Origin of the sequence: Actinomadura sp. DC4 (genome assembly GCF_030406325.1) — a bacterium.
In the GTDB taxonomy this organism is placed as follows: domain Bacteria; phylum Actinomycetota; class Actinomycetes; order Streptosporangiales; family Streptosporangiaceae; genus Actinoallomurus.
On the sequence record NZ_JAUEQY010000006.1, the window covers coordinates 130,939 to 143,615 of the forward strand.

Genomic DNA, 12,677 nt, shown 5'->3' on the forward strand with positions numbered 1-12,677 from the left:
GTCTGGTCGGCACTGTCCTTCGTGACCCTTCAGATGAGGGAAGAGGCCGTGCCGTGACCGACGTGGAGCCCTTCGGCCGCGCACTCCTGCTGATCGCACTGATCGGCACACTCGCCGTGCTCTCCAACCGGTTCGGCGAGCGCCTGCGCGTCCCGGCTCCCGCGATCTTCCTGGTCGGCGCCGCGGCCGCCTCCGACATCTGGCCCGGGCTGGGCGCCCTGCAGATCCCGCTGGTGGAGAAGGTCGTCACCGTGGCGCTCGTGGTGATCCTCTTCGACGGCGGCATGCACATCGGGCGGCGCCGGTTCCGGGAGGCGGCCGCCGCCACGGTCTGGGTGGGCGTGGCGGGCACGCTCGTCACCGCCGTGGCCCTGGCGCTCCTGGCGCACTACGCGTTCGGCCTCGAGTGGCGCATGGCGATGCTGCTCGGAACCGCGCTCGCCCCCACCGACCCGGCCGTGGTCTTCTCCGTGCTCGGCCGGCGCGAGATCACCGGGCGCACCGGCACGCTGCTGGAGGGCGAGTCGGGCGCCAATGACCCGGTCGGCATCGCGCTGATGGTGGCTCTGCTGAGCGCGGGCGGTGCGGGTCTCTCCGCCGTCGGGCAGGTCACGCTGGAGTTCCTCCAGCAGATGGCCATCGGGGCGGCGGTCGGCGTCGCGGGCGGCCTGGCGCTGCTGGCGTTCATGCGGCGGGTCCCGCTGCCCAGCGCGGGCCTGTACGCCCTGCGGGTCCTGTTCGGCGCCCTGGTGATCTACGGGCTGGGGACCGCCGCGCACGGTTCGGGCTTCCTCGCGGTCTTCACGGCCGGCATCGTGCTCGGCGACGAGCGCGCGCCGTACAAGCGGGAGATCGAGCGGTTCCACTCGGCGCTGGCCAGCCTCGGGGAGATCGTGGCGTTCACCCTGCTCGGCCTGACGATCAGCCTCCACGACCTGGCGAAGGGCGGAGCGTGGTGGATCGGGCTGGTGCTGGCGGTCGCGCTGGCCTTCGTGATCCGGCCGGTGTTCGCCGGGCTCGTGCTGTGGCCGGTACGGCTGCGGCGCGGCGAGCGGGTCTTCGTGCTCTGGACCGGGCTGAAGGGCGCGGTGCCGATCCTGCTCGGGACCTTCATCCTGCAGGATGGCCTGAAGGACGCCCACCGGGCGTACGAGATCATCTTCGTGGTCGTGGCGTTCTCGGTGATCGTGCAGGGCGGCTTGGTGCCGACGCTGGCCCATCGGCTGGGCGTCCCGCTGCGCACCGTCGATCCCGAGCCGTGGAGCCTGGGCGTGCGGTTCCAGGAGGAGCCGGAGGGCCTGCACCGCTACCAGGTCGTGGCCGGCTCCCCCGCCGACGGCGCCACGGTGGACGACCTGCCCTGCGGCGAGGACGCCTGGGTCAGCTTCGTCATCCGCGAGGGACGGCTGGTCACGGTGCGCGGCGGCACCGAGCTGCGGGCGGGCGACGAGGTCCTCGTCCTGGCCGACGACGCGTCACGGCTGGCGGACCTGTTCAAGTCCGGCGAATCCCCCGAAGACTGACACTGTGTCAGCATCCTTTGAGGTAGCAATACATACTGACCATCGCGGCCCTGGGCCTCCACGCCTCACCCTGAGAGAGGAGCACAAACATGGAGGCATTGTGAAGATCGGCGTACCTCGCGAGATAAAGAACAACGAATACCGGGTCGCGATGACGCCCGCCGGTGCGCACGAGCTGGTGCGGCACGGCCACGAGGTGTTCGTCGAGCGGCAGGCGGGCGCGGGCTCGTCCATCCCTGACGAGGACTACATCGGCGCCGGCGCCAAGATCCTTGAGACCGCCGACGACGTGTGGGCCACGGGTGAGCTGATCCTGAAGGTCAAGGAGCCGATCGAGCCCGAGTACACGCGGATGCGCAAGGGCCAGACGCTCTTCACCTACCTCCACCTCGCCGCCTCGCGCGCCTGCACCCAGGCGCTGCTCGACTCCGGCGTGACCTCGATCGCGTACGAGACCGTGCAGCTGCCGAACCGGTCGCTGCCGCTGCTGGCCCCCATGTCCGAGGTGGCCGGGCGCCTCGCTCCGCAGGTCGGCGCGTACAACATGATGCGGTCCAACGGCGGGCGCGGCGTGCTGCCCGGCGGCGTGCCGGGAGTGGCGCCGGCCAAGGTCGTCGTCATCGGCGGCGGGGTGTCCGGTCTCAACGCCGCGCAGATCGCCGTCGGCATGGGCGCCGACGTCTCGATCATGGACGTCAGCATCGACCGGCTCCGCCACATCGACTCGATCTACCAGGGCCGGCTGAAGACCCTGATGTCCAGCACGTACGCCATCGAGCAGGCCGTGCTGGAGGCCGACCTCGTCATCGGCGCGGTGCTGATCCCCGGCGCCAAGGCGCCCAAGCTCGTCTCGAACGACCTGGTGGCGCGGATGAAGCCGGGCTCCGTGCTCGTCGACATCGCCATCGACCAGGGCGGCTGCTTCGAGGACTCCCGCCCGACCACGCACGACGAACCCACCTACAGGGTCCACGACTCGGTGTTCTACTGCGTCGCGAACATGCCGGGCTCGGTGCCGAACACCTCGACGTACGCGCTGACCAACGTCACGCTGCCGTACGCCATCGCGCTCGCCGGCAAGGGCTGGCGATCCGCCGTCACCGACGACCACGCCCTGGCGCTCGGCCTCAGCACGCACGAGGGCCGGCTCACGAGCTTCCCCGTCGCCGAGGCGCACGGGCTCGACCACGTGGAGCTCGACGAGCTTCTCGTCTGAGCCTCACCCGGGGTTCACGCGCGGCTCACCAGGCACTGATCGATGATCTCTGATATCAAGGCTGGAAGGTGACACCCCCACACCGACCAGCGAGGATGCCGATGAGCCGCGACGCCCCGTCCGATGACTCCGACGAGGCCCATCTGAAGGTGTCACCGCCGAAGACCTCCGCGGCCGGCGTCACGGGCGTCGCCGTCGCGCTCGCGAAGTCCTTGGGGCAGATGGGCGCCGGGCGTACGGTGCGGACGCTCCTGCGGGTCAACCAGAAGAACGGTTTCGACTGCCCCGGCTGCGCGTGGCCCGAGGGCGATCGCCGTCACGTCGCCGAGTTCTGCGAGAACGGCGCCAAGGCGGTCGCCGAGGAGGCCACCTCCCTGCGGGTCACGCGGGAGTTCTTCGCCGCCCACCCGGTCTCCGAGCTGGCCGGACGCACCGACCACTGGCTGGGGCGGCAGGGCCGGCTGACCGAGCCGATGCTCCTCGACGCCGGCGCGGACCACTACGAGCCGGTCTCGTGGGAGGACGCGCTCGCGCTGGTCGCCGGCGAGCTGCGCGGCCTGACCTCCCCCGACGAGGCCGTCTTCTACACCTCCGGCCGTACGAGCAACGAGGCCGCGTTCGCGTACCAGCTGTTCGTCCGCGCCTTCGGCACCAACAATCTGCCGGACTGCTCCAACATGTGCCACGAGTCCTCGGGCTCGGCGCTGACCGAGACGCTCGGCGTCGGCAAGGGCTCCGTGCGGCTGGAGGACCTGGCCAAGGCCGACCTGATCTTCGTGGTCGGGCAGAACCCCGGCACCAACCATCCGCGGATGCTGTCCGCGCTCGAAGCGGCCAAGCGTGCGGGCGCGCGCATCGTGGCGGTCAACCCGCTGCCCGAGGCCGGGCTGATGAGGTTCAAGAACCCGCAGCGGCCCTCCGGGCTCGCCGGCCGGGGCACCGCCCTGGCCGACCGCTACCTCCAGATCCGGCTGAACGGCGACCTCGCGTTCTTCCAGGCCCTCAACTGGGCGCTGCTGGAGACGGGCACGGTGGACCGGGAGTTCCTGCACGACCACACCGACGGGTACGCGGAGTTCGAGAGGCACCTCCACGACCTCGACCACGACGACGTGGCCGAGGCGACCGGGCTCACCGGGGAGGAGCTCGACGCGGCGCTCGGTGACGTCCTCGGCGCCGAGCGGATCATCGTCTGCTGGGCGATGGGCCTGACCCAGCACCGCAACTCCGTGGCGACCATCCGGGAGGTCGTCAACTTCCTGCTGCTGCGCGGCAACATCGGCCGCCCCGGCGCGGGCGTCTGCCCCGTACGCGGGCACTCCAACGTCCAGGGCGACCGGACCATGGGGATCTACGAGAAGCCGGCCGCGGCGTTCCTGGACGCGCTGGAGAAGGAGTTCGGCTTCGAGCCGCCGCGCGAGCCCGGCCTGGACACCGTCGAGACGATCCGCGCGATGCGCTTCGGGCTGGTGAAGGTCTTCTTCGGCATGGGCGGCAACTTCGTGCGCGCCTCACCGGACTCGGCGGTGACCGAGGAGGCGATGCGCTCCTGCCGGCTGACCGTGCACGTGTCCACCAAGCTCAACCGCTCCCACACGGTCACGGGCGAGCGCGCCTTGATCCTGCCGACGCTGGGCCGTACGGACCGCGACGTCCAGGAGGGCGGGCCGCAGTTCGTCTCGGTCGAGGACTCCATGGGCGAGGTGCACGCCTCCCGCGGCCGGCTGGCGGCGGCCTCGCCGGACCTGCTGTCGGAGGTCGCGATCGTGTGCCGGCTGGCCCGCGCGACGCTCGGCGACGACCTCGGCTGGACGGCGATGGAACGCGACTACGACGTGATCCGCGACCACGTCTCCCGCGTCGTCCCCGGCTTCGACGGCTACAACGAGCGGATACGGGAGCCCGGCGGGTTCACGCTGCCGCACGCGCCGCGCGACAGCCGGACGTTCCCCACCGCCTCCGGCAAGGCGCGGCTGACCGTCAACCCGCTGGAGGTGCTGCGGGTCCCCGAGGGGCGGCTGCTGCTGCAGACCGTGCGCAGCCACGACCAGTACAACACCACGATCTACGGGCTGGACGACCGCTACCGCGGCATCAAGGACGGCCGCCGCGTGGTGTTCGTCAACCCCGATGACCTGGCCGAACTCGACATCGCCGACGGCTCGATGGTCGACCTCGTGAGCGAGTGGCCAGGCCAGGACGACCGCCGCGCGCCGGGCTTCCGCGTCGTCGGCTACCCGACCGCGAAGGGCTGCGCCGCGGCCTACTTCCCCGAGACCAACGTGCTCGTCCCGCTCGACAGCACCGCCGAGATCAGCAACACCCCGACCTCGAAGTCCATCGTCGTACGCCTGGAACCCCTGCCGTAGTGTGCCCTCATGGGGGAATTGATCCTGGTGCGGCACGGCGAGACCGAATGGGCGCGTGATGGCCGCCACACGGGCCGTACGGACGTGCCGCTGACGCCACGCGGCGAGGAACAGGCCCGTGCGCTCGCTCTCACCGGCCGCCGGCCCGCGCTGGTCCTGGTCAGCCCGGCCTCGCGGGCCCGGCGTACCGCGGAGCTGGCCGGGCTGACGGGCTTCGAGACCGACGAGCGCCTCTGGGAGTGGGACTACGGCGCGTACGAGGGACGCACGACCGCGGAGATCCGCGAGGATCGCCCCGGCTGGTACCTCTGGCGCGACGGCGTGGTCGACGGCGAGTCGGCAGAGCGGGTCGGGGCACGCGTGGACGGCGTACTGGACCGCGTACGCCCGAGTCTGGACGCGGGCGACGTGATCCTCGTGGCCCACGGCCACGTCCTGCGCGTGCTGACCGCCCGCTGGCTGGGCCTGCCGCCGGAGAACGGCCGCCTGTTCAAACTGGGCACCGGCACGCTGTCGACCCTGGGCACCGAACACGACGAGCCCGTCATCGACACCTGGAACCTCAGCTGTGCCGGCCCGGCGGGACGAGCCCCCCGGAACCCCCCGGTGTGAGGGGCTCCGCCTCCCACGCCCCCACGGGCCGGGGTCGGCGGGCGGCATTCAGGTTCGTGTCAGCCTCAACGTGACGACCGGACGGCACGCCTGGACCCATCACGCCGGGCCCGTGGTGGCCTGAGGGTCAGGACACGGCGGCCAGGTCCGGGCCGCCGGTGCCGCGGCTGAGTTCGCGCGCGCGGCGGGCGTCCGGGGAGTAGCGCCAGGACTCCGGGACCACCTGGGTGCCCCGGTGCAGGGTCTTGAGCCAGGCCGTGGCCCAGAGGTCCTCCAGCGGCGTCGCCGGCAGGCCGTACATCCGCCGGGCCCAGCGCGGCAGCGTCGCCACCACGAGCGTCGCGATGCCCGGGGCCGCCAGCTTGAGCGGCAGCCACTGACGCGGCACCGCCGGGTTGAACAGCCGCCGCATGCCCTCCTTGGCCTCCTTGCAGGCGTAGATCCGCGTCCGCATGTCCGCGTAGTAGTCGCGCATCTCCCCCACCGAGGCGGGAATGTCCGCCGGGTCCAGGCCCACGACCGCGCCGGCCCGGCGCTGTTCGTCCACGAACGCGTCGGCGTCGGTGCGCGAGAGCGGGACGCCGGCCCGCAGCGCGACGTCGAGGTAGGAATCGACCTCGCCCATGTGCACCCACAGGAGGTTCTCAGGCGCGTCGACCGGGAAGACCTCGCCGGTGTCGAGGTTGAGGCCGGTGAGGCGGGAGTGCAGGTTGCGGACGCGGCGGCCGACGCGTTCGACCTCGTCGTGCGTGCCGTAGGTGCGGACGCGGACGAACTCCACCGTGCGGCCGAGCCGGGCCCAGGCCGTACGCGGGTCCATCAGCTCGGAGTTCTGCGCGGTCCCCCACATGGACGGCGGGTGGAGCGCCTGCAGGAGGAGGGCGCGGAAGCCGCCGACCATCTGCACGGGCTCGGCCATCACGCGCCACGTCACCGAGCCGGGGCCGAACAGCCCGAAATCCTCGCTCACCGTCCACCTCCGGATAAGTGATGACTTATTACCCGAAAATGCTAACTTTCACACCCGAATTGATCGGCCCACGACAATCCATAGCAATAAGGATCTACTCGGCGGTCTGCTCGCGTACCCATGACAGGTATTCGGCGCTGCCCGCCACGACCGGAGTGGCGATGATCTCCGGCGTGTCATAAGAGTGCTGCTCGGTGATCTGGGCGGCGAGGTCCTCGAAGCAGTCGGTGGTGGTCTTGAAGAGCACCATCCATTCCTCCGCCGATTCGATCTCCCCCTCCCACCAGTAGGTGCTGGCGATCGGGCCGACCAGCTGGGCGCAGGCCGCGAGACGCTCGGTGACCGCCGATCTCGCGAGCTCGGCGGCCTCTTTGCGCGAATCGGTGGTCGTCGTCACCTGGACGTACCCCTCGGCCATCAGCGACTCCTTCCCCGCCCGATCGTAGCCCGCCGACCTGCCCGGATCGCGGAGTGATCGCACAGTCGGTTTCGATACGATCACCTCACCTCCGCGCGGTCAGCGGGCGGGAACCGCCACCAGCGCGCTGCCGCCGTGGCGGCGGACCCTCTCGGCGACCGCCTCGATCTTTCCGCCGCCGAGGAACTCCAGGCCGGTGGCCGAGCCGATCACACCGGCGGGCGGGCCGGGGAACACGATGAAGTCCTGTCCCCTGGCCTTGAGCGCCGCGCCGTATCTGTCGATGAAGGCCTGCTCGGCAGCGGTCTGCGCGGTGTTGCGCTGGGTGGCGCGGGGCGCCTCGACCGCCTCGGGCAGGGTCATGCCGAGGTCGATGCGGTTCATCAGGATCTGCAGCACCGTCGTGATGATCGTCGATCCGCCGGGAGAGCCGACGGCGAGCAGCGGACGGCCGTTCTTCACCACGATCGTCGGCGCCATGCTGCTGCGCGGGCGCTTGCCGGCCGCGGGGAGGTTCGGGTCGGCGAAGCCGGCCGGCGTCGAGGAGGTGAAGTTGAAGTCGGTCATCTCGTTGTTCAGCAGGAACCCGCGGTGCGGCACGGTCAGCGCGCTGCCGCCGAACTGCTCGATCGTCAGCGTGTAGGAGACGACGTTGCCCCACTTGTCGGTGGCGACGAGGTGCGTGGTCTGCGGCCCCTCGTACGGCAGCTGCTGACCGGCGCCCGAGGGCGCCTGGCATCCGCCGCCGCTCAGCGCACCGGGCGCCACGGGGGCGGTGAGCGCCTTGTCCGGCCGGATCAGGCAGGCCCGCGACCGGGCGAAGCCGTCCGAGAGCAGCGTCTTCAGCGGCACGTCCGAGTAGGCGGGGTCACCGACGTACGCGCCGCGGTCGGCGTAGGCGAGCTTGGACGCCTCCAGGTAGACGTGCAGCGCCTCGACCGGGTCCTTGAGCTCGAACCGCTTCATGATGTCCAGCGCCTCGCCCACGGTCGAGCCGCCGGAGCTGGAGGGCGCCATGCCGTAGACGTCCAGTCCCCGGTAGCCGACGTGCGTGGGCTCGCGCGGGATGACCTTGTAGCGCGCCAGGTCGGAGGCCTGCACCACGCCGGGCCGCACGTTGCGGGTGGCCGCCGGGTCGACCGGCGGGTGCTGGGAGGTGTCGGCGATCTCCTTGCCGAGCTCGCCGCCGTAGAACCAGCCGAGGCCCTTCTTCGCGATCTGCCGGTAGGTGTCGGCGAGGTCGGGGTTGCGGAACGTCGAGCCGACCGCGGGCGGCCTGCCGCCCGGCAGGAACAGCTCACGCGTCGGCACGATGTCCTTGAACCGGGCCTCGTTGACCGTGGTCTGGTCGACGAACTCCTGGTCGACGGTGAAGCCGTGCCGCGCGACCTCGATCGCGGGCTGCAGGAGCGTGGAGAGGCGGCGGGAGCCGAAGCGGCGCAGGGCGGAGTCCCAGGTGGCGAGCGTGCCGGGCACTCCGACGGAGAGCCCGCTGGTCACGGCCTCGTCGAACGACAGCGGCTTGCCCGTCTTCGGGTCGATGAAGAAGTCCTTGGTCATCTTCGCCGGGCCGGTCTCGCGGCCGTCGAAAGTGGAGACCTTGCGCGTGCGGGCGTCGTAGTAGGTGAAGTAGCCGCCTCCGCCGATCGCCGAGACGTACGGCTCGGTCACGCCGAGGGTGGCGGCGGTGGCCACGGCCGCGTCGACGGCGTTCCCGCCGCTCCGCAGTACCTCGATGCCGGCCCGGCTCGCATCGAGGTCGACGCTGGAGACCGCTCCGCCGTATCCCACCGCGACCGCCTGCTTCCGGTCCGGTGGCGCGTGGCCGGCCGCCTGACGCGCCTGGGCGGGAACGACCACCGTCGCCAGCGCGGCGGCGGTGAGTCCGATGACCGCGGTGCTCCGTCGCATTGCATCTCCTGAGTCAGGGGATCGCGTCCTCCAACCTTGCCACTCGGCGCCATGAAGATCTACAAGATCGCGTGCATACCGCCGTCCTTATCCGGCAAACCGAATTAACGTCGACAACCTTGTGACAAAGGGGAAATTCGGAAATTCTGGATGGCCACTCGCGACACGGGGGTCGCGCGGTAGCCGGCCGGCCGAGCACATGGGGTCAAACAGCGTTGAGCACAGAAGCGCCTTACCGCAACAACCTCCCGCGCCGGCTGCCGGTCGAGGAGACCATCGGCCCGCGCCAGGGTGGCCGTCACCGCCTGTCGCTCGTCTACGGAACCCGTGACCTCGTCGTCCTCGGCTTAGGCGTCATGATCGGTTCTGGCATCTTCAACATCGCCGGGCAGCAGGCGGCGACGACCGCCGGCCCGGCCGTGATCCTGTCCTTCGTCATCGCGGGCCTGGCCTGCCTGCTGTCGGCCCTGTCCTACGCCGAGCTGTCCTCGACGATGCCGGTGGCGGGCAGCGCGTACTCCTTCACGTACGTGGCGTTCGGCGAGATCTGGGCCTGGGTGATCGGCTGGGCGCTCATCCTGGAGCTGCAGCTCGCGGCGGCCGTCGTGAGCCGGGCCTGGTCCCTGTACGCCACGCGGCTCGTCGACGACGTCGGGAACGTGGCCGGGATCTCCTGGGTCCGCATCCCCTCCGCGCTGTCCGGCGTCGCCGGGCGGCCGACCGGCCTGGACCTGTTCGCGCCGGCGCTGCTGCTGGTCCTGGCGGTGATCGTGGCCATCGGCGCGCGGCTCAGCCTGTACACGCTGTGGTTCATGGTGCTGACCAAGGTCATCGTCGTCGGCTTCGTGATCGGCGGCGGCCTGCTCTTCTTCCACGCCTCGAACCTCAGGCCGTTCGTGCCCCCACCGGGCCACGCGTCGGCGGGCGACGGCCGTACGGTGCTGGACGCGTTGATGGGCGGCAGCCCGCACGCGTTCGGCCTGGTCGGCATCTTCACCGCGACCTCGGCGATCGCGTTCGCCTACATCGGCTTCGACCTGATCGCCACCGCCGCCGAGGAGACGAAGGACGCGCAGCGCCGCGTCCCTCGGGGGATGATCGTCAGCCTGCTCATCGCGATCACGCTCTACGTCGGCGTCGCGGTCGCGATGGTCGGCATGGTCCCGTACCGGACGCTGAACCCCGAGACGCCGCTGACCGCCGCCTTCCACGCGGTCGGCTCGACGGGCATGGGCGTCGTCATCGACGTCGGCGCGGTCATCGGGCTGGCCACCGTGGTCCTCGTGGTGATGATCGCCCAGACCCGGGTGCTGTTCGCGATGGCGCGCGACGGCCTGATGCCCGCGCCGCTGGCCGTGATCAACCCACAGTACAAGGTGCCGACCCGCGCGGCGGTGCTCGTCGGTGCCACCGGCATCGCGCTGTCGCAGGTCGACGTGTGGACGTTCGGCAAGGTCGGCGTCCTGGCGCTGCAGCAGATGATCGTGATCGGCACGCTGTTCGCGTTCATGTTCGTCTCGGCCGGCGTGATCACGTTGCGGCGGACCCGCCCGGACCTCCCCCGCGGCTTCCGCGTCCCCGGCGTGCCGCTGACGCCCCTGCTGGCGATCGGCGCGACCGGCTGGCTCATGCTCAACCTCCACCTGCGCACCTGGGCCTACTTCGGCGTCTGGATGGCCTTCGGGCTGGCCGTCTACCTGGCGTACGGGCGGCGGCACAGCCGCCTCCGGCAGGCGCTGGGCGGCCGTCCGGTGCATCCGCAGGGTCGCCACCGGCGCTGATCTCCGCGTGAAAGGACTCGACATCCGCCACTTCATGACGTACGTTCTTCTCAAGTAGAGATTATCTCGATATGAGAAGGACTCATGAGCGAGCGCAGACCCCACTCCGAAAAGGAGTTCCTGGCGACGTACGACCCGCGGGCGTACGACCCCGTGGCCGTCGCCATCGACGTGGTCGCGCTGACCATCCGCGACGGCACGCTGCACGTGCTGCTCGTCCGCCGCGGCGCGCCCCCGCAGGAGGGGATGTGGGCGCTGCCCGGCGGTTTCGTCAAGAACGCCGGCAGCGCGGGGGCCGAGGGTCTCGACGAGGCCGCCGCGCGTGAGCTCGCCGAGGAGACCGGCGTACGCACGGACTCCCTCGGCCGGGTCCACCTGGAGCAGCTCGCGGCGTACGGCGCGCCCGGCCGCGACCCGCGCATGCGCGTCGTCTCGGTCGCCTACCTCGCCTTCGCCCCCGAGATGCCCGAGCCGCGGGCCGGCAGCGACGCAGCCGACGCGGCGTGGACGCCGGTCGACGCCCTCGGCCTGACCGGCACCGGCGCGCAGCGGCCCGGCACGACCCGGCGGCTGGCCTTCGACCACTCGGTGATCCTCACCGACGGGCTCGAACGGGCCCGCTCGAAGCTGGAGTACACCGCGCTGGCCACGACGTTCTGCGCGCCCGAGTTCACGGTCCCGGAGCTGCGCGCCGTCTACGAGACGGTCTGGGGCGAGGAGCTGCACGCCGGCAACTTCCACCGGAAGGTGCTGTCGGTGCCGGGGTTCGTGGAGAGCACCGGCACGACCTCTGAGCGGGGCGGGCGGCGCGGGGGCCCGCGCGCCCGGCTCTACCGGGCCGGCGACGCGCGGCTGCTCCACCCGGCCCTGCTGCGGCCCTCACGAGAGGAGGAGATCCGATGACGCGTTCCGAGGCCGTACGGCTCATCGAGGCCGCGCGGACCCCGGTCGACCTGTTCGGCGACGACGGGACCCGCGCGTACCGGCGGCTGGCCCGGCTCGTCCACCCGGACGCCGGCGGACCGCGCGAGGCGTTCGACCGGCTGACCTCGCTGTGGCGCGCGTACGGGCCGGTGACGATCACGACCCGCCGCGGGACGTACCCGCTGGGCGCGACCCCGGTCCGCGGCGACCTGGCCAACCTCTACGACGCCGGCGAGGCCGTGGTCAAGATCGCTCGCGACCCGGCAGTGAACGACCTGCTCGAACGCGAGGCGATCGCGCTGCGGCAGCTCCCCAAGGACGGCGACGGGCGGTTCCTGCCGTACGTGCCGCGCCTGGTGGAGAGCTTCCGGCACCGCGACGAGACGACCGGCCTCGAACGCCGGGTCAACGCGATCGGCCGGCTCGAGGGATTCCGCCCGCTCACCGAGGTGCGCGCCGCGTACCCGGACGGGGTCGACCCGCGCGACGTCGCGTGGATGTGGCGGCGGCTCCTGGTCGGGCTGGGCTTCGCGCACGGCGCGGGCGTCCTGCACGGCGCGGTGCTGCCCGAGCACGTGCTCATCCACCCGCGCGAGCACGGCCTCGTCCTGGTCGACTGGTGCTACTCGGTGCCCGGCTGCCACCCCGACCGCGGCGACCGGGTGCCGGCGATGGTCACCCGCCGCGCCGACTGGTATCCGCCGGAGGTCGCCGCGCGGCGGCCCGCCGGGGCCGGCACCGACATCTACCTCGCCACCCGGTGCATGACCTACCTCATGGGCGACCGGGCGCCCAGGCCGCTGCGGGCGTTCGCCCGCGGCTGTCTCCTCACGGCGGAGAACCGCCGTCCCCAGGACGCCTGGCGGCTGCTCGGCGAACTGGACGACCTGCTCGAACGGCTGTACGGCCCGCGCCGGTTCCGGCCGTTCCACCTGCCCGGCTGAAAGGACACA

At 71.5% G+C, this 12,677-nt stretch carries 10 protein-coding genes; 7 read left to right on the top strand and 3 right to left on the bottom strand.

The window, feature by feature from the left end; genetic code table 11:
- The first annotated feature begins 53 nt into the window (after positions 1–53).
- The 4 genes from QWU11_RS11980 to QWU11_RS11995 all read left to right on the top strand — a co-directional run bounded on the left by QWU11_RS11980 (position 54) and on the right by QWU11_RS11995 (position 5,720).
- Positions 54–1,523 (top strand): potassium/proton antiporter, encoded by a 1,470-nt coding sequence (locus tag QWU11_RS11980; RefSeq protein WP_290105248.1) that lies wholly within the window; start codon positions 54–56, stop codon positions 1,521–1,523.
- 100 nt (positions 1,524–1,623) lie between these two features.
- A complete protein-coding gene (ald, locus tag QWU11_RS11985) occupies positions 1,624–2,739 on the top strand; it encodes an alanine dehydrogenase (RefSeq protein ID WP_290105249.1) in 1,116 nt (371 codons plus the stop codon).
- Between the two features lie 101 nt (positions 2,740–2,840).
- The gene (locus QWU11_RS11990; RefSeq protein WP_290105250.1) at positions 2,841–5,108 is read left to right on the top strand and encodes an FdhF/YdeP family oxidoreductase; all 2,268 of its coding nucleotides are present in this window, start codon (positions 2,841–2,843) and stop codon (positions 5,106–5,108) included.
- A 9-nt stretch (positions 5,109–5,117) separates the two neighbouring features.
- Positions 5,118–5,720, top strand: a complete 603-nt coding sequence (locus QWU11_RS11995) for a histidine phosphatase family protein (protein WP_290105251.1) — start codon at positions 5,118–5,120, stop codon at positions 5,718–5,720.
- A 127-nt stretch (positions 5,721–5,847) separates the two neighbouring features.
- On the opposite strand, the gene QWU11_RS12000 is transcribed toward QWU11_RS11995, so the two are convergent.
- From QWU11_RS12000 to ggt, 3 genes are all read right to left on the bottom strand, one after another.
- Positions 5,848–6,690 (bottom strand): oxygenase MpaB family protein, encoded by an 843-nt coding sequence (locus QWU11_RS12000; RefSeq protein WP_290105252.1) that lies wholly within the window; start codon positions 6,688–6,690, stop codon positions 5,848–5,850.
- Positions 6,691–6,784: 94 nt separating this feature from the next.
- On the bottom strand, positions 6,785–7,108 hold the full coding sequence (gene cutA / locus QWU11_RS12005; protein WP_290105253.1) for a divalent-cation tolerance protein CutA: 324 nt from the start codon (positions 7,106–7,108) through the stop codon (positions 6,785–6,787).
- Between the two features lie 99 nt (positions 7,109–7,207).
- The gene (gene ggt, locus QWU11_RS12010) at positions 7,208–9,019 is read right to left on the bottom strand and encodes a gamma-glutamyltransferase (RefSeq protein ID WP_290105254.1); all 1,812 of its coding nucleotides are present in this window, start codon (positions 9,017–9,019) and stop codon (positions 7,208–7,210) included.
- A 215-nt stretch (positions 9,020–9,234) separates the two neighbouring features.
- Between ggt and QWU11_RS12015 the strand changes: the two genes are divergently transcribed.
- From QWU11_RS12015 to QWU11_RS12025, 3 genes are all read left to right on the top strand, one after another.
- Positions 9,235–10,800, top strand: a complete 1,566-nt coding sequence (locus QWU11_RS12015; RefSeq protein WP_290105255.1) for an amino acid permease — start codon at positions 9,235–9,237, stop codon at positions 10,798–10,800.
- Between the two features lie 84 nt (positions 10,801–10,884).
- Positions 10,885–11,703: an NUDIX domain-containing protein gene (locus tag QWU11_RS12020; RefSeq protein WP_290105256.1), complete on the top strand. Its 819-nt coding sequence runs from the start codon at positions 10,885–10,887 to the stop codon at positions 11,701–11,703.
- Complete coding sequence (locus QWU11_RS12025; protein WP_290105257.1) at positions 11,700–12,668, top strand: molecular chaperone DnaJ; 969 nt, start codon at positions 11,700–11,702, stop codon at positions 12,666–12,668. Before QWU11_RS12020 ends, QWU11_RS12025 begins: the two co-directional genes overlap by 4 nt.
- Positions 12,669–12,677 lie beyond the last annotated feature (9 nt).

What these genes read in the sequence shown, in the direction of transcription:
- QWU11_RS11990 (WP_290105250.1), top strand. Translation starts at nt 2,841, where the DNA reads ATGAGCCGCGACGCCCCGTCCGATGACTCCGACGAGGCCCATCTGAAG.
- QWU11_RS11995 (WP_290105251.1), top strand. Translation starts at nt 5,118, where the DNA reads ATGGGGGAATTGATCCTGGTGCGGCACGGCGAGACCGAATGGGCGCGT.
- QWU11_RS12025 (WP_290105257.1), top strand. Translation starts at nt 11,700, where the DNA reads ATGACGCGTTCCGAGGCCGTACGGCTCATCGAGGCCGCGCGGACCCCG.
- cutA (WP_290105253.1), bottom strand. Translation starts at nt 7,108, where the DNA reads ATGGCCGAGGGGTACGTCCAGGTGACGACGACCACCGATTCGCGCAAA.
- QWU11_RS12020 (WP_290105256.1), top strand. Translation starts at nt 10,885, where the DNA reads ATGAGCGAGCGCAGACCCCACTCCGAAAAGGAGTTCCTGGCGACGTAC.
- ggt (WP_290105254.1), bottom strand. Translation starts at nt 9,019, where the DNA reads ATGCGACGGAGCACCGCGGTCATCGGACTCACCGCCGCCGCGCTGGCG.